The 15160-nt window shown below is 60.9% G+C and carries 18 protein-coding genes; 11 read left to right on the forward strand and 7 right to left on the reverse strand.

Annotated features, from left to right (window positions below):
• Positions 1-9: 9 nt before the first annotated feature.
• Positions 10-690, reverse strand: coding sequence for a dienelactone hydrolase family protein (locus B3M53_RS03375; protein WP_273020927.1), 681 nt, complete (start codon positions 688-690; stop codon positions 10-12).
• Positions 691-814: 124 nt separating this feature from the next.
• On the opposite strand from B3M53_RS03375, the gene B3M53_RS03380 reads away from it, so the two are divergent.
• The 6 genes from B3M53_RS03380 (at position 815) to B3M53_RS03405 (ending at position 6801) form a co-directional block, all read left to right on the forward strand.
• Positions 815-1066 (forward strand): DUF6489 family protein, encoded by a 252-nt coding sequence (locus B3M53_RS03380; protein WP_022700841.1) that lies wholly within the window; start codon positions 815-817, stop codon positions 1064-1066.
• Between the two features lie 8 nt (positions 1067-1074).
• A complete protein-coding gene (mnmE, locus tag B3M53_RS03385; RefSeq protein ID WP_273020930.1) occupies positions 1075-2406 on the forward strand; it encodes a tRNA uridine-5-carboxymethylaminomethyl(34) synthesis GTPase MnmE in 1332 nt (443 codons plus the stop codon).
• Between the two features lie 109 nt (positions 2407-2515).
• Positions 2516-4408, forward strand: a complete 1893-nt coding sequence (gene mnmG / locus B3M53_RS03390) for a tRNA uridine-5-carboxymethylaminomethyl(34) synthesis enzyme MnmG (protein WP_273020932.1) — start codon at positions 2516-2518, stop codon at positions 4406-4408.
• Positions 4405-5043, forward strand: a complete 639-nt coding sequence (locus tag B3M53_RS03395; RefSeq protein ID WP_273020933.1) for a 16S rRNA (guanine(527)-N(7))-methyltransferase RsmG — start codon at positions 4405-4407, stop codon at positions 5041-5043. The genes mnmG and B3M53_RS03395 overlap by 4 nt, the downstream gene beginning before the upstream one ends.
• Positions 5044-5053: 10 nt before the next feature.
• Positions 5054-5872, forward strand: coding sequence for a ParA family protein (locus B3M53_RS03400; protein ID WP_040705353.1), 819 nt, complete (start codon positions 5054-5056; stop codon positions 5870-5872).
• Positions 5869-6801: a ParB/RepB/Spo0J family partition protein gene (locus B3M53_RS03405; protein WP_022700836.1), complete on the forward strand. Its 933-nt coding sequence runs from the start codon at positions 5869-5871 to the stop codon at positions 6799-6801. The genes B3M53_RS03400 and B3M53_RS03405 overlap by 4 nt, the downstream gene beginning before the upstream one ends.
• 108 nt (positions 6802-6909) lie before the next feature.
• Here the strand turns inward: B3M53_RS03405 and holA are convergent, their stop codons facing one another.
• The 3 genes from holA to B3M53_RS03420 are packed head-to-tail and all read right to left on the reverse strand — an operon-like array spanning position 6910 to position 8945.
• Complete coding sequence (gene holA, locus B3M53_RS03410; RefSeq protein WP_273020935.1) at positions 6910-7956, reverse strand: DNA polymerase III subunit delta; 1047 nt, start codon at positions 7954-7956, stop codon at positions 6910-6912.
• On the reverse strand, positions 7953-8456 hold the full coding sequence (lptE, locus tag B3M53_RS03415; protein WP_273020936.1) for an LPS assembly lipoprotein LptE: 504 nt from the start codon (positions 8454-8456) through the stop codon (positions 7953-7955). Before lptE ends, holA begins: the two co-directional genes overlap by 4 nt.
• A 9-nt stretch (positions 8457-8465) precedes the next feature.
• Positions 8466-8945 carry a DUF3576 domain-containing protein gene (locus B3M53_RS03420; protein ID WP_160092881.1) on the reverse strand — a complete coding sequence of 160 codons (480 nt, stop codon included), beginning with the start codon at positions 8943-8945 and terminating at the stop codon, positions 8466-8468.
• A 251-nt stretch (positions 8946-9196) separates the two neighbouring features.
• On the opposite strand from B3M53_RS03420, the gene B3M53_RS03425 reads away from it, so the two are divergent.
• Positions 9197-10381 (forward strand): porin, encoded by a 1185-nt coding sequence (locus B3M53_RS03425; protein WP_273020937.1) that lies wholly within the window; start codon positions 9197-9199, stop codon positions 10379-10381.
• 98 nt (positions 10382-10479) lie between these two features.
• Entirely contained in the window at positions 10480-11046 is a 567-nt protein-coding gene (locus B3M53_RS03430) for an NtrZ family periplasmic regulatory protein (RefSeq protein WP_156861410.1), read from the forward strand.
• Here B3M53_RS03430 and B3M53_RS03435 read toward each other — a convergent pair.
• On the reverse strand, positions 11043-11660 hold the full coding sequence (locus B3M53_RS03435) for a thiamine phosphate synthase (protein WP_273020938.1): 618 nt from the start codon (positions 11658-11660) through the stop codon (positions 11043-11045). The genes B3M53_RS03430 and B3M53_RS03435 overlap by 4 nt on opposite strands.
• On the opposite strand from B3M53_RS03435, the gene B3M53_RS03440 reads away from it, so the two are divergent.
• The gene (locus B3M53_RS03440; RefSeq protein WP_273020940.1) at positions 11659-12354 is read left to right on the forward strand and encodes a YggS family pyridoxal phosphate-dependent enzyme; all 696 of its coding nucleotides are present in this window, start codon (positions 11659-11661) and stop codon (positions 12352-12354) included. The two genes, B3M53_RS03435 and B3M53_RS03440, sit on opposite strands and share 2 nt — an antisense overlap.
• On the opposite strand, the gene B3M53_RS03445 is transcribed toward B3M53_RS03440, so the two are convergent.
• A complete protein-coding gene (locus tag B3M53_RS03445; protein WP_160092877.1) occupies positions 12351-12860 on the reverse strand; it encodes a L,D-transpeptidase family protein in 510 nt (169 codons plus the stop codon). The genes B3M53_RS03440 and B3M53_RS03445 overlap by 4 nt on opposite strands.
• Before the next feature lie 329 nt (positions 12861-13189).
• Here B3M53_RS03445 and B3M53_RS03450 point away from each other — a divergent pair, with 329 nt between their 5' ends.
• On the forward strand, positions 13190-13876 hold the full coding sequence (locus B3M53_RS03450) for a response regulator transcription factor (RefSeq protein WP_273020942.1): 687 nt from the start codon (positions 13190-13192) through the stop codon (positions 13874-13876).
• Between the two features lie 236 nt (positions 13877-14112).
• Entirely contained in the window at positions 14113-14727 is a 615-nt protein-coding gene (locus B3M53_RS03455) for a helix-turn-helix domain-containing protein (RefSeq protein ID WP_273020943.1), read from the forward strand.
• Here B3M53_RS03455 and B3M53_RS03460 read toward each other — a convergent pair.
• Positions 14708-15160, reverse strand: a 453-nt coding sequence (locus tag B3M53_RS03460) for a BLUF domain-containing protein (protein ID WP_286799645.1), incomplete at its 5' end; no start/stop codon positions are given. The two genes, B3M53_RS03455 and B3M53_RS03460, sit on opposite strands and share 20 nt — an antisense overlap.

Here is a 15160-nt window from a genome sequence, read left to right on the forward strand (position 1 = left end):
GAAGAATTCCTATTTCAGTTGATCATTCAAGAAGTTGATTGATCTTGCATTGGCAAGTTTCGCATCTTCGGCATGATAGTGAGCGCCACCGGGCCGGGCGAAGGCGTGATCACGCTCTGCATAATGATGAATCGTGACAAGTCCATGCCGGGACAGCTCTTCTTGGATCTGGGCCTGCGCTTCGGGCGGCACAAACTCATCCTGGCCAGCCATGTGCAGCATGAGCGGATGAGAGATTGAGCGCGCCTCTGAGAGCAGGTTCTGGATGTTGACCCCGTAATAGCCCACGCACGCGTCCGCATCTGTACGGCATGCAGTGAGATAGGCCAGCTGACCGCCCAGGCAGTACCCGACCGCGCCGACCTTGGGGGCGCCGTTCTGTCTCAGCTGGGCGATGGTGGCGGCGACGTCGCGGATTCCGGCGTCCACATCGAACTTGCCGAAGAGATCAAACGCCTGATTCAGCTCTTCCTCGGTTTTGTCCGTAATCTGAATACCAGGCTCGATCCGCCAGAACAGGTCAGGGCAGATCGCCGTGAAGCCCTGAGCGGCGTAATCGTCGCACAGCTCTCGCATGACGGCGTTCACGCCGAAGATTTCCTGCAAAACGATCAGGGCGGGGCCTTCACCGGTCTGATATGCGGAAAAGTCGCCGTCGGGGCCATGAATGATGATGTTTGATCCTGCCATGAGACGAGTCTCCTTGCGTGTTGAGCGGGTGCGGCAGCCTGGCTTTGTCATGTGCCGCATGGAGGCGTACAGTGAGGCGATGAATTCTTCGCCCGCTGCGCGGCGAGACTGAGGCGAGGCCCCCATGAAGGTCAACATCAATATCGAATGCACTCCGGAAGAGGCGCGGACCTTTATGGGCCTGCCTGATGTCACGGGGCTCAATGCTCAGCTTGTCGAAGAGATGAGCAAGCGCATGTCCGCCAATATGGACGCCATGGAGCCTGACGCCCTGATGCGCTCCTGGATGACCATGGGGGGCGAGTGGCAAAAACAGATGATGGGTCTGATGGGCCAGGCCGCCTCTGGCCGGAGCTCAGGATCTGACAAGAGCTGACCTCCTTCATGATTGAGACGATTTTTGCACTGGCGAGCGCGCCGGGTCGCGCGGGCGTTGCTGTGATCCGTGTGAGCGGGCCCCGGACAGGAGATGTGCTGGACGCTGTCGCGGGCTTGCCGCGACCCAAGCCGCGTCTGGCCGCCTTGCGGGCGTTCCGATCCGATAGCGGCGCGGTCATCGACCAGGGTTTGGCGCTGTGGTTTGAAGGCCCGGCGAGCTTCACTGGTGAAGATTGCGCCGAGTTTCATGTCCATGGCGGGTCAGCGGTCATTGAAGCGCTGGCGGATCGCCTGATGGCCCTGGGCGCACGACCCGCTGAAGCCGGAGAATTTACGCGCCGCGCCTTCCAGAACGGGAAGATGGATCTAACCGAGGCAGAAGGCCTTGCTGACCTGATTGACGCAGAAACCGAAGGTCAGCGAGAGCAGGCTTTGTCCCAGATGACCGGCTCTCTGCGCAGCCTGTACGAAGACTGGCGCGAACAATTGATCTCGGTCCTCGCCGCCATAGAGGGGGAGGTGGATTTCCCGGACGAAGAGGATGTGCCGGACACCTTGTCAGATACGGCGGGTCCTCCGCTTGAGGCGCTCAGCCAGGCTTTGACCCGGCATCTTGATGATGGGCGGCGGGGAGAGCGTGTGCGTGAAGGGTTCTCCATCGCGCTGATCGGCGAACCGAATGCGGGCAAGTCCACCTTGCTGAACGCCCTGGCGCGTCGAGATGCGGCCATCGTCACCGATATTCCAGGGACTACGCGCGATGTCGTTGAAGTGCGTCTGGTTCTGGGTGGGTTTCCGGTGATCATCGCAGATACGGCGGGTTTGAGAGACGCGGCCGATCAGGTGGAGGCGGAGGGCATCAGGCGTGCGCTCGAACGGGCGGAACGTGCGGATCTTCGGCTCGGCGTCGTCGATGTTTCACGTGAAACACGTCCCGACAAGTTGCTGGGAACGCTGCGTACGAATGATGCCCTGATCCTGAACAAGATGGATCAGGGACAGGCGCTTCATCTATCAGATGAGCTGGGTATGACCCGGTTCAAGTTGTGTGCGAAGTCCGGCGAGGGATTGTCAGCCCTGGAAGGCTGGTTGGAGCGTCAGGTCATAGAGCGATTGAGCCGCCGGGAGGCGCCAGCCTTGTCTCGCGCCCGCCATCGTCAGGCGGTGGAGCGGGCTCTTGATCATCTGAAGGCTGCGCAGAGCCAGCTCGCACGGGCGCCGGAGCTTGCGGCCAGCGATGTGCACCTGGCGATCCGGGCGCTGGAAAGCCTCACGGGACGCATCGACGTGGAAGACGTGCTCGATCGGGTGTTCAGCCAGTTCTGCATTGGCAAATAGGCGCCATTTTCAGGCCTTGAAAATCTGACATCATCTCGACTCCTTACCCCCGGCGCCCTATGTAAGCGGCCCGGCGCGACGCAGAGACCCCGCGCCTGAGAGTTGACCCATGAGACTTGATCAGACCCAAGCCCAGGCGCAGCCCTGGGACGTGATTGTTATCGGCGGCGGCCATGCGGGCTGTGAAGCGGCCAGCGCCTCGGCGCGTCTGGGCGCGCGCACGCTTTTGCTGACCCACAAGGCGTCGACCATTGGCGAGATGTCCTGCAACCCGGCTATTGGCGGGTTGGGCAAAGGGCATCTGGTGCGTGAAGTGGATGCGCTGGACGGTGTGATGGGCCGGGTAGCGGATGCGTCTGGCATCCAGTTCCGACTGCTCAATCGCTCCAAAGGTCCGGCGGTGCGCGGGCCCCGCACCCAGTCTGATCGCAAGCTCTATCGCGAAGCCATGCAAGCCGCGCTCGCTTCACAGTCTGACCTCTCCATCGTCGAGGCTGCGGCGGAAGACCTGATCATCGAGAACGGGCAGTGCCGCGGCGTCATTGACGGGGAGGGGCGCGCCTATCGCGCAGGCGCAGTGGTTCTGACCACGGGCACCTTTCTGAAAGGCGTCATTCATCGCGGGCATGAGCGCATCCCGGCGGGCCGACACGGCGAAGCGCCTGCGAATGGCCTGTCTGAAACGCTCTACGGTCTGGGTTTGCGGCTTGGTCGGTTGAAGACGGGCACGCCGGCGCGCCTGGACGGTTCGACCATTAACTGGTCGGCGCTTGAGATGCAGGCGGCGGACGACACGCCTGTGCCGTTCTCATTCCTCACGGATACGATCACGGTGCCGCAGATTGCGTGCGGCATCACGCGCACCACCGAAGAGACGCATAAGATCATTGCTGACAATCTTGATCAGTCCGCGGTCTATGGCGGGGCGATCTCGGGACGGGGACCACGGTATTGCCCCTCGATCGAGGACAAGGTCGTGCGGTTTGCAGACCGAAGCCAGCACCAGATCTTTCTGGAACCGGAAGGGCTCGATGACGACACGGTCTATCCCAATGGCATTTCCACCTCGCTTCCCGATGCGGTCCAGGACGCTTTTCTGCGCACCATTCCGGGGCTCGAACAAGTCAAGGTGCGCCGATACGGCTATGCCATTGAGTATGATTATGTAGACCCACGCGAGCTGAGCGCGACGCTGGAGATCAAGGCCATGCCGGGCCTGTTCCTGGCGGGTCAGATCAATGGCACCACGGGATATGAAGAAGCGGCGGCTCAAGGCTTGATGGCGGGTTTCAACGCTGCGCTGAAAGCTTTAGGGTCTGAGCCCTTTATTCTCGATCGGTCAGAGGCGTATATCGGCGTGATGATCGATGATCTGATCACCCGAGGCGTGACCGAACCCTATCGCATGTTCACGTCGCGGGCCGAATACCGCCTGACCTTGCGAGCCGATAACGCTGATCAGCGCTTGACCGACAAGGCGATTGCGCTGGGCGCTGTGAGTGTTTCACGTGAAACATCCTGGCGTCAGCGTCAGGCCGATCTGGCTCAGGCTCGGAAGATGGCGACGGATCTCACTTTGACGCCGGCGGAAGCCAAACGTCATGGCATCAAGGTCAATGAGGACGGCAAACGGCGCTCTGTGATGGAATTGCTGAGCTATCCCGATATTGGCTGGAGTGATATGGCGGCGATCTGGCCTGAATTGAGCGAGATCAAGCCGCGTGTGGCTGAGCAGATCGAGATCGATGCGGTCTATCATGGCTATCTCGAGCGTCAGCAATTGGACATTCTTGCGTTCCAACGCGATGAAGGCGTTCGGATCCCCACCGGCTTTGACTATTCGGACGTGGGCGGGCTCTCCAATGAAGTACGTGAAAAGCTGATTGCGGCGACCCCTGCCACGCTGGGACAAGCGGCTCGCATTGAAGGCGTTACGCCTGGCGCCCTGACGGCGCTCCTCGCGCATCTGAAACGTCGGACGGCCGGGGCGCAGAGCGCATGAGCGAGATGAGCTACGGGCCTGAGCAGTTTCAGGCTGAAACCGGTGTTTCACGTGAAACACTGGAGCGGTTCGAAACCTGGCGGCGGCTTCTGGAAGAGACCAGCGCCCACACCAATCTGGTGGGGCGGGGGACGCTGGCCGAATTCTGGCATCGTCATGCGCTGGATAGCTGGCAGGTGCTGGAGTTGATGCCAGACGCCGCCCGCTGGGCGGATCTGGGGGCCGGGGCGGGTTTTCCGGGTCTCGCCATCGCTTTCGGCTTGATGGAGCGTGGCGTTGAGGCGGGCCATGTGTTGATGGTGGATTCTGTCGCCAAGAAAATGGCGTTCGTGAACCAGGTCATCCGGGAAACCAAAGCCCCCGCGATTGCGCGTGCAGACCGGGTGGAATCGATCCATCCTGTCCCTGAAATGGATGTCGTCACCGCCCGCGCCATGGCGCCTTTGGGCAAATTGCTCGGCTATGTCCATCCATTTGTGGAAAAAGGGGCTGTAGCCCTGCTTCCGAAGGGCGCACGGTATAATGAGGAATTGACCGAGGCGCGGAAAAGCTGGACTTTTGAGGCAGAGGTCTTGCCGAGCCGTACATCGCCCGAGGCCGCTATTCTTAAAATCAGGGGACTTGCTCGTGTCTGAAAGCTCTCGCATCGCGCCGCCCAAGGTTATCGCCGTCGCGAACCAGAAGGGGGGCGTGGGCAAGACCACGACCGCCATTAATCTGGCCACGGCGCTCGCCGCCATCGGTCAACGGGTTGTCGTCCTCGATCTGGATCCGCAGGGTAACGCGTCCACGGGTCTGGGCGTCTCCCGGGCAGACCGGCGAGCAACCTCCTATGACGTGCTGGTTGATGAGCGTCCGTTGCAGGACGCTTTGATCGACACGGATGTGCCGGGCCTGGCGATCATTCCCTCTGATGAGAATTTGTCGGGCGCCGAGCTTGAACTGTCGGATGCGCCGCGTCGCTCCTATCGGTTGCGGCATGCGATTGACCGTTTCCGCCGGACGCTCTCAGGCATGGGCGAGCATTGCGATTACATCCTGATCGACTGCCCGCCCTCTCTCAATCTTCTGACGGTGAACGCCATGACGGCGGCCGATTCCGTGCTGGTGCCGCTGCAAACGGAGTTCTTTGCGCTGGAAGGTCTGACCCAACTGATGCGGACGATTGATCTTGTTCGCGGAAACTTGAACAAAACCTTGGAAATTCAAGGTGTTGTCCTGACAATGTATGACCGCCGCAACAACCTCTCATCTCAGGTCGCCGCCGATGTGCGTGAGCATTTCGGAGACAAGGTCTACAAGACGGTCATACCGCGTAATGTTCGGGTGTCTGAGGCGCCGAGCTTCGGCAAACCGGTTTTGCTGTACGATCTCGAATGCGCCGGGGCGCAGGCCTATCTCAAACTGGCCAGTGAAGTGGTCAAGCAGGAGCGGCGCGCAGCTGACGCGCTGACCCCGGCATGAGTGCAGACGAACGCAAGCCGAGCCGCGGTCTGGGCCGAGGTCTGTCCGCCCTGCTGGGCGAAGGGGAAGAGGCGGACGCCATCCGCGCGGACACCGCCAACGCCAAGCGGTCCAGCTCCAGCCGGGACGGGGTGCAGATCTTGCCCGTGGAACTGGTTCAGCCCAATCCTGACCAGCCGCGCAAGACCTTCACCGAAGCTGATCTGGCCGAGCTGAGTGACTCCATCGCGACGAAAGGCCTGCTCCAGCCCATCCTGGTGCGTCCGATGTCGGGTGAGACCGAGCGCTACCAGATTGTCGCCGGTGAACGCCGGTGGCGGGCGGCGCAGCGCGCGCAGCTGCATGAAGTCCCGTGTCTGGTTCGTGAGCTAACCGATCGCGAAACCTTGGAAATCGCGATCGTCGAGAACGTCCAGCGGGCGGATCTCAATGCGGTCGAAGAGGCGCGCGCCTTCCGTCAACTGGTGGAGACGTTTGGTCATACTCAGGAAGACGTGGCCAAGGCGGTCGGCAAGTCGCGCGCTCATGTGGCGAACACCCTGCGACTTCTGGCGATGCCCAAAGCGGTGCTTGCGCATCTGGAGGCTGGCAGTCTGACCGCCGGGCATGCGCGCGCTATCGCCACAGCGCCCAATCCTGAAGCCTTGGCCGAACAGATCATTCGTGACGGCTTGTCAGTGCGCGCTGCGGAAGCTCTGGCGCGGAACGCCTCAGGCCAGGCGCCGGAGCGCAAGTCGGCGTCCAGCGGGTCCCAGCCCAAAGATGCGGATACGCGAGCGCTCGAAGCGGATCTCTCCAGCCGGCTTGGCCTGGCGGTCGAGATCAAGGCGAAGGGCGAGCAAGGCGAGCTGCGTGTCCGCTTTTCCAGCCTCGAGCAACTTGATGATGTGTGTCGTCGGCTCAGCCAGACCGGATCAGGCGCCTATTAGCGCGAAAATCAACTTCGCTGAGAGCGCGTGATGCGTAGACAGATACGTCTGTCGAAATTTCAGGCGCTCTCAGAGAAATTTCTCTATAAGTTACTGAAATAAAATCACTTATCGGCGCGCATTTGCGGCGGCGCGAGACAGGCGCAAAATCAGATCCCCCACAATGGCCTCGGCTGGGGCACCCGAGCGTTTGACGGCGCGTTCGGCGTCAAAGGCATATTTGCGCGCCTGGTCCAGACGCCGTCCGGTCCACAGTCGTGCTGAGCGTTTGAACTGATCGGCCGGCGGTCCGAAGCGCGGAGCGCCCGCACGGGCCAAAGCGCCCGCATCGCCGCCTCCGGTGTGGAAGGTGTCAAACTGGTCGATGCGGCGTTGCAGGCCCCGCAGCACGCCGACCGGGTTCAGACCGGCGGAGAGCCCGCGGGCATAGGCGGCGTCCGCTGCGCGCACATCTCCACCGAGCGCTGGATCCAGGATCTGGTCCATGGCGGCTTCTGAGCCGACGGCCGAGATGTCAGCGATATCCTGTCGAGTGATCTGCGCGGGTTCTCCATCGCGTTGCGCGGCGAGACCTTTATAGAGGATGAGTTTTTCCACCTCGCTGCGCGCCAGGGCGCGATCGCCTTCCAGAAAGGGCGCGAGCATGGCGCGCGCGTCCGGGTCCAGGGAGAGGCTCTCGGCGCGAAACATCTCTTCAGCGAGGCCGATCAGATCACGCGCATTGTCGGCATAGCAGGGCGCAGCGAGGCTGCGCTTGCCGTCTTCAGCGGCCTTGCGGAGTTTTGAGGTTTTCCTCAGATCGCCTGATTCAATCACCAAAGTGGCTTCTGACGGCGTTACGCCGTCATCAACTTCAGTCAGCAGACGGGCGACGGGCGCAGAATCGCCGGACAGGCGCAAGCGCACCAGACGCGGATCCCCGGTCATCGACAGAGCTGCAAGCGCGTCGGCCAGCGCAGCGGGATCGGCTTTCACGTCATCATCGGTCAGGCGAGTGACAGCGAACGGATCGTCGGGATCCTTGACCAGCGCTTTGGCCAGGGTATCGGCGCGTTCACGCACCATGCCCAGATCCGGCCCATAAATCAGATAGATCGTATAAGAGCCATCAGGCTTGGACAGCGCCCGGTCCGCATCGCGGGGCTTGAGCTTCACCGGTTCGCTGTCGCCTCGCGCTGACGCAGCGCGACGGCGATCTCCTGCACTAGACGTTCAGCCATGGCTTCAGAGGCCTGCTCCTCCGCGTTCGAGGCGCCGGAGACGAGCGAATAGGGATCTGAGCTAGCGTCGAAGAGAGATTCTTCGCGCAGCCGGCCTTCCGTGATCACTGCGCCTGAAGCGTCGGTCAGCGTATACGTCGTCGTGATGACCAGAGCGTATTGGCGCGCAATGCCGGTCGCGCTCAGACCGAGAGAGCTCTGCGTCGTCTCATTGGTCAGAGTCAGGTGATAGGGACTGCGTCCATCACCCAGAAAATCACGCAGGGCGTCCTCGATCAGATAGTCCACGCGCTCTTGTCCGCGGCTGACTTCGAGCCCGGGCAATTGACTGAACCCCGCGCCCCCATAAAGCGGTTTGAAGCCGCAGGCGGACAGGCCGATCAGTGTGATCACCAGAACGCCAGTGCGTAGCAGGGAGGGGCGCAAGGACAGCATCTGTGCGGATTAGTCCTGAATGGTCTGGATGCGCAGCTGGCGTGCACGGGTCAGAATGGCGTTTTCGATCTGGATGCGGGTTGCAGGATCAACCTCAGCGTCCGCCCAGCCGCCATCGGCGCCGCGCACTTGCTTGAACAGCTGCACGGACAGGGCGTCGGCGCGCAGGCGGGTATCAAGAATGTAGACCGTGGCTTTGAAGCGCTCGTTCTGAATTTCGGGATTGGCGTACCAGTCGGTGATGATGACGCCGCCGAACGGATCGACTTCAGAAAGCGGCATGAAGGACAGAACTTCGAGTGAAGACCGCCACAGGAAGCTGTTCACGCCGATGCCGGCTTCAGGCGCATCGCTGACCTGTCCGCCGCCGCCGAAGACGCCGCCCAGAAGACCACGATCCTGACTGTTGTCGCCACGCGATGCGCAAGCAGCCAGGCTCATCACACAAGCGGCGACGGCGAACGGAGTGATCAAACGGCGAAACAACATGTAAACGGCTCCCGGCCAAGCGGTTTAGCGCCGGTTTCCGACGCGTCTTTATCTTATTGCTCTATAGCATGCCGGTGCGCTGACGCCAGTCTTGAGGCTGGCGCTCTTGGCGGTACAGCTGTTGTTTTCATGTCACAAATATTCAGTTCCGCCGTCTGATTGGGCCTGTCAGCTTGACGGTCAGCATCGGTTAGGCGGAGAAAACAAGGGCACGTCCGGGGGGACGGGGCCGTTCGGCGAGGCCACGAGTTATGACCTGTATCCGTAAGGCGCTGATTTTAGGCGTCTTCTCAGGCGGGCTCGTGGCCGCGCCGACATCAGCCTGGAGCCAGGACGCTCCGGCGCGCTCATCTTTTCTCTCTGAAACACGTTTTGAGTTTGAAGCGGATGTTGATCTCGTCGTCGGGGTCGGAGAATCCGCAGTTCGAAAAGACTCGCCTTATGCCGATCTGACGCTGCGCGGCTCCAGTGAAACCCTCACAGAGCAAGCCTGGCGCTATGGAATCGAGCTTGAAGCGCGTCTGACCAGCTCGGACGGGCGGCGCGGTTTGGCGCGTTCCGGCCTGACCGGGCCTCGCGTGAATGGCCGTCCGATTGCAGGCCTGTTGACGGGCTTGTCAGGCGATGCGGGGCTTGATGACGCCAGTGCGCGGTTCATCGCTGAACAGGCGCAGCTCTATCTCCAGACACGGTGGGTGAAGCTTCGCGCCGGATTGGGCGAGTCTGCTGCAGAGTTGGAAGCGTCAGAGCCGCTGCATGCGTTTCGCCTGACCCGCGCTCAGGGCGGGGTGTTTGACCTGAGCGGTCTGAATCTGGCGGATACGAGTCTGACATTGGCGGATGCTGCGCCCATTGTGTCCATTCAATCGCGACGTCTTGTCGGTTTCCGGGTGTCAGCATCCTTTGCGCCAGACAGTGATCCCTGTGCGCAGGGTTGTCATCCGGCCGGAGCTGAGGTTCTACGTGCCGATTTGAGCGCGATCTGGTCGATGGCGGCCAGTTTTGACCGACGCTTGCCGTCAACCGGCGTGCGGTGGAGCGCATCACTCGGGTATGAATCCGCGCAGGCGGAAGGTCCGGCCGCAAGCCTGTTTGATGATCCCTGGCTGTTGCGGGCGGACCTGGTGCGCGAGGCGGGCGATCTGACGCTCAGCCTGTCTGGTCTGACCGGGTCAGACGGCTATCTGGACGCGGAATACGACAGTTTTGGCTTTGGTTTGGCGTATGAGCAAGGCGACTGGGTCTATGGCGCCGAGCTTGGGTATGGCCGGTCTGAATTGGTGGGCGCCGAGAGTGTCAGCGCGCTCATCGGCGCGTCCCGGCTGGTTGGCGCGAACGGGTTATTGGGAGTTGGGCTCATGACGGTGCGTGAACGTGCGAACGGCGCGGATCGCGACAGCGTTCAAGTGCTTGTAGAGACAGGGTTGCGTTTTTGACACGCCCAAAGCGGATTGTGCCGGTCGGCCTCTTTCGGCGCCTTACAAGCGTCACAGGGCTACGCTATGTTTGAGTTTGGATAGGATTGGATGGACTGATGCGTTTCAAGACGCTCCTTGCGACTCTGCTGTGCACCGGCGCTCTTTGCGCCGGAACCACGGCGTATGCGCAAGAGTCCAATTCCGACAATGCGTTCGCCTTGACCGGGGGCGCCAGCCTGGCCCCTGTGCTTGAGCCGTTCACGCTGTCTCTACGGACCTTTGACGCGCTGGATGCGGCGCCCGACGCCGTGATGTCTGATCCGGTGGACTTGCCGTCTCGTCCAACCGTCATTGATGATCGCGGTTCGGCTTCTGCGCTGCCTTGGTATGAGCGGTTTACGCTTGCCCCGTCGGCCACGCGGTCGGTCTGGGCTCAGCCGTCTGACGAGTTTCAGCTTCAGGCAGGCGACCGCTGGGGTGTGACGCTGGGCTACACCGCGCCGGCGCGCGGCGATCAGGGCGTGGACCTGGAAGACTTCAGCGCCGGCGCCTTTATCGAGTTTTCGGACCATTTCCGCTTTGGCGGCGAGGTGCGGTTCACTTCTCCTGAAGAGCAGGTGTTTGGTGAAAACGGCGAGGACAAAGCGCCGGAAATCCGGTTTGAGTCCGCCTTCCGCTTCTAGGTTTGCGTATGGCCTGACACGGCGTCGACCGCGCCAATTCCTGAAATTCCCAAGCCTTTTAGCCGTTTGATGGTGCGTATGTTGACGCCGCCAAGCGCATAAACAGGCATCTCAGCATGGCGTGCGAAGGCGGCCAGCCTGAACGCGCCCATCGGGCGTGTGGCGCTGGGGCTCTCAGAAGCGAATGCCGTGGAGACGAAGGCGAGATCCGCCAGCGTCTGAGCGCGGCGCAGGGCTGAGGGCGTATGCGCGCTGGTGGAGATCAACCCGTGTGAGCGTCTGACATTGGCGCCGGTCAGCCAGCGTTCCGGCCAGTGGACGCCGTCAGCCCCGGCCTCTGCAGCCAGATCAGGTTCCGCCGCGATCAGGCACAGTCCGCCTTTATCGTGTCGGATTGTCACCAGTTCTGCGGCTTGCGCGTGGAGGTTGTCCCGGCCGAACAGCCTAAGAATCAGGCCTGCTTGTTCTGGAAGCGCGTGGGCGAGAGCTTTCAAATCGGGCGTGCGGTTGGGATCGGTGAAGCAAAACAGGCCCGGCAAACCCGCTCGCGGTCCGTCCAATGCGTCCGCCAGCCTTGCCAGACGGGCTGCGCCGTCATACCCAGTCATCGCCATGACAGACCTTTATCCCACTTCCATAGACGGCATCGCCGCAGCGCGCGCCGAGATTTTGACCCGTATCGCCAAAGCGGCCAAGCAGGCGGGGCGCTCCGACGATGCGATTGATCTGGTCGCCGTCTCCAAAGTTCAGCCTGATGAGCGGATTGACGCCATGCTGGCCACCGGCCAGCGCATTTTTGGTGAAAACCGGGTGCAGGAGGCGCAAGCTCGCTGGAGCGATCGCCGTACAGCCTACCCGGATCTGGAGTTGCGCCTCATCGGACCGCTTCAGACCAACAAGGCGGAAGACGCCTGCGCCCTGTTTGACGTCATCGAAACGCTGGATCGCGAGAAGCTGGCGGGCGCCTTGGTCAAGGCGATGGAGAAAACCGGCCGCCGGCCTTCGCTTTATGTGCAGGTCAATACCGGTGACGAACCCCAGAAAGCGGGCCTTGCGGTAGGGGAGTGCGTTGATTTCGTGCGCCATTGCCGCCGAGATCTCGATCTGCCCGTCGAAGGGCTGATGTGCATTCCGCCCGTTGAAGAGCCCGCAGCGCCCCATTTCGCCCTATTGTCCAAATTGGCCGAGCGTGCCGCGGTCACAAAGCTGTCCATGGGGATGAGTTCGGATTTCGAGCTGGGCGTGCGTCTGGGCGCGACATCGGTTCGCGTGGGCTCGGCGCTGTTTGGCGAGCGGGTGAAGCGCTAGGGCGCGATCTCGATCCAGTCATCGGTTGTCAGTCGGCTGACAAGCTCAATGAGTTGGTCGCGGGCAATCGCCACGCAGCCCTCTGTGGGTTTGAACTCCGGCGAGGCGCAATGCAGGAAGATGGCGGAGCCGGCGCCAGGTTGGGGCGGATCGTCATTATGTCCGAGCACCACCACCAGATCATACAGCCCGTCTTCACGCGTCATCGTCTCACACGACGCCGGATAAGGCAGGCGCACAGGCAGGTTATAGGCCGGATCTGACGCCGCATCGCACCAGCCGTCATCAGGCCGGATCGGATCGATCACCAGCGCGGTCTCAGGCTTGTCGATGCGGTCAGCCCGCCAATAGGCGCGGCGCACCCGCCATCGCCCGATCGGACTGGAGCCGTCGCCTTCAGATTTGAGTTCGGCGGCGATCACGCCTGAGCGTCCCAAAGCGCACGGGGCGTCAAATTCAGGGCCGACCAGGGCGGCCTGCCGCGCGCTTGCGCTATACACCGTCATTAAAGATCTCCAGCCTGTGCACGGACTAACACGTATGTGAAACGGAGTATGGGCGCCGTAAGAGGGTCGGCGACGGGGTGCGTTTCGCCTTTTGACAACGCGATAGCGTACCCCGTTCGCCTCCCCCACCACGGCGGGCGGCCTCACGAAAAAATTCGCAAGGCTCACAAAGGCGTCAGGCAAGTTTCACGCCGTTTGGAGTACACCCGCCTTGTATTGAGATTGCGCGTTAGACGTTGCGCAAACGGGTGCGGACGGGCAAGGCTTACCGGGCGAAATGCGGCCGGTGGGCGCAGTTTGCCGGGCCTCGCCCGACTGGAGACAAAGCCATGACGAACAAGAAAACGATCCTTCTGGTTGATGATGATGACGATCTGCGCGAAGCCCTGGCCGAGCAGTTCAGCTTTGAAGATGATTTCAAGGTGCTCACCGCCGACTCCGCCAAACCGGGCATGGAGCTGGCTCGATCCGAGCCGGTGGACATCATCATTTTTGATGTGGGCCTGCCCGATATGGATGGCCGCGAAGCCTGCCGCCATTTGCGCAAGGACGGCGTGAACACCCCGATCATTCTGCTCACCGCCCAGTCTGGTGACGCCGATCACGTGCTGGGTTTACGCTCTGGCGCGGATGATTTCCTGGCCAAGCCGATCAGCTTCGTGGTGCTGCTCGAGCGCGTGCAATCGCAATTACGCCGGCATCAGCAAAGCGAAGACGCCGTGCTGCAGGTTGGTCCTTACCGGTTCAAGCCAAGCATGAAGCTGCTGGTGGACGGTGAGGACAGAAAGACGCGTCTGACCGAGAAAGAAACCAATATTCTCAAATACCTGTATCGAGCCGGGGGTCAGCCTGTGGCGCGTGAGGAATTGCTTGATCAGGTCTGGGGGTATCACCGCGAAGCCAACACCCACACGCTGGAAACCCATGTCTATCGGCTACGTCAAAAGATCGAGCCCGACCCCCAGCACGCCCGGCTCCTGATAACCGAGAGTGGGGGCTACAGGTTGCAGATGTAATCAGAGAGCGACATGCAGCGGTGCTGAGCCGGTGACAGGCAACGCCAGCATGACGTGAATGATAATCATTGAATTCCAGAGCGCCTTCAGTGGCTTGAGGCGGGGATGTGCGGGATAGCGCCCACGAGCGCCTTACATTAAGATTCTGTAATCCACATTAATTTTGTGTATATTAAATACCTTGAGATTGTAGGTCTTTAGACCACATCACTCCTAGAAAAACAGGGGGGTGGTGCTTGATTAAATCGGAAGATACCGAGGTTGGAAAACTGTTGCAGGCGTTCCGGCGAGAGACGGGCGCCAAACAAGCATCGGTGGCGGAACAACTCGGCATTAGCCAAGCTCATTATTCGAGAATTGAAACCGGCGCCCAGCAGCCATCCTTTCACCTGCATGCCCGGATCATGCGGTTGCTCGAAGATGTCCGGTTTCAGTATTCCTTTGATCGGTGGCGCCTGACTGTGCGTACGTCTCCGACGCTTGTGAGCTTGATCCGGGGCAGGGGAAATGAAGTCGAGCTCATTGAATTTTCAAAAGGGTTCAGAGCGCTGGGGGGGAGTTACGCCCTGGTTGAGCCCGGAGATCGGCTGGACGGCGTATTGGGTGAAGACGCAGATGATCATTTCCAGCGTCTCAGGCAGGTGGGCGCTTTCAATGGAGAAGTGCTTCTGGTCGAAAATACCTGGCGGTCAAGCACGCCACATGGCGAGGCGTATTATCAGGCTGTTTCAACTGCGATCCCGGATGACCAGGGCGGGGCAGCGCTACATAGCCATCATCGACCGATTAAACAGCATGTCTATGAAGAGACCATCCGCGATGTCGGTGATTTCAGAATCCTGATGCGCTAGGGGTCTCCAGACCCGCTTCCGCGATAACGCCATGGCGTCGTAGAAGGCGCCCGCGATTGATGATGGTTTGAACGCTCACCGTATCAAAGTCGATCTGGGCGGGTTCCCAAGCGGGCAGATATGCAGGAGCGGCGAAGCCGATAGACCAGTCTTTGAAGGTTCTCTCTTCAAGCTCGTCGAAGTGTTTGAGTTGAACGCCAAAATGCCTTTTATCATGCTGGATTCGTTCAAAGGTTTCTTTGACTTTGGCGGTCGGACCTTCAAGAATCTGAAAGAAGCGGTTCACCTCGACGCCCAGAATGCCACTGATCTGATTGCGAGAATTGTGATCGCGTCCCGCATTCATGATCTCTCCCAACGGACCTGTGAGCGAGCCGGGGCGGATCGGAAAGCTGGGATAAGAGGTGTAGATGAGTTGGGATAAGGCCATGAA

It is taken from the genome of Oceanicaulis sp. UBA2681, assembly GCF_002354675.1.
Lineage (GTDB): Bacteria > Pseudomonadota > Alphaproteobacteria > Caulobacterales > Maricaulaceae > Oceanicaulis > Oceanicaulis alexandrii.

What these genes read in the sequence shown, in the direction of transcription:
- B3M53_RS03375 (WP_273020927.1), bottom strand. Translation starts at nt 690, where the DNA reads ATGGCAGGATCAAACATCATCATTCATGGCCCCGACGGCGACTTTTCC.
- B3M53_RS03380 (WP_022700841.1), top strand. Translation starts at nt 815, where the DNA reads ATGAAGGTCAACATCAATATCGAATGCACTCCGGAAGAGGCGCGGACC.
- mnmE (WP_273020930.1), top strand. Translation starts at nt 1,075, where the DNA reads ATGATTGAGACGATTTTTGCACTGGCGAGCGCGCCGGGTCGCGCGGGC.
- mnmG (WP_273020932.1), top strand. Translation starts at nt 2,516, where the DNA reads ATGAGACTTGATCAGACCCAAGCCCAGGCGCAGCCCTGGGACGTGATT.
- B3M53_RS03395 (WP_273020933.1), top strand. Translation starts at nt 4,405, where the DNA reads ATGAGCGAGATGAGCTACGGGCCTGAGCAGTTTCAGGCTGAAACCGGT.
- B3M53_RS03405 (WP_022700836.1), top strand. Translation starts at nt 5,869, where the DNA reads ATGAGTGCAGACGAACGCAAGCCGAGCCGCGGTCTGGGCCGAGGTCTG.
- lptE (WP_273020936.1), bottom strand. Translation starts at nt 8,456, where the DNA reads ATGCTGTCCTTGCGCCCCTCCCTGCTACGCACTGGCGTTCTGGTGATC.
- B3M53_RS03420 (WP_160092881.1), bottom strand. Translation starts at nt 8,945, where the DNA reads ATGTTGTTTCGCCGTTTGATCACTCCGTTCGCCGTCGCCGCTTGTGTG.
- B3M53_RS03425 (WP_273020937.1), top strand. Translation starts at nt 9,197, where the DNA reads ATGACCTGTATCCGTAAGGCGCTGATTTTAGGCGTCTTCTCAGGCGGG.
- B3M53_RS03430 (WP_156861410.1), top strand. Translation starts at nt 10,480, where the DNA reads ATGCGTTTCAAGACGCTCCTTGCGACTCTGCTGTGCACCGGCGCTCTT.
- B3M53_RS03440 (WP_273020940.1), top strand. Translation starts at nt 11,659, where the DNA reads ATGACAGACCTTTATCCCACTTCCATAGACGGCATCGCCGCAGCGCGC.
- B3M53_RS03435 (WP_273020938.1), bottom strand. Translation starts at nt 11,660, where the DNA reads ATGGCGATGACTGGGTATGACGGCGCAGCCCGTCTGGCAAGGCTGGCG.
- B3M53_RS03445 (WP_160092877.1), bottom strand. Translation starts at nt 12,860, where the DNA reads ATGACGGTGTATAGCGCAAGCGCGCGGCAGGCCGCCCTGGTCGGCCCT.
- B3M53_RS03450 (WP_273020942.1), top strand. Translation starts at nt 13,190, where the DNA reads ATGACGAACAAGAAAACGATCCTTCTGGTTGATGATGATGACGATCTG.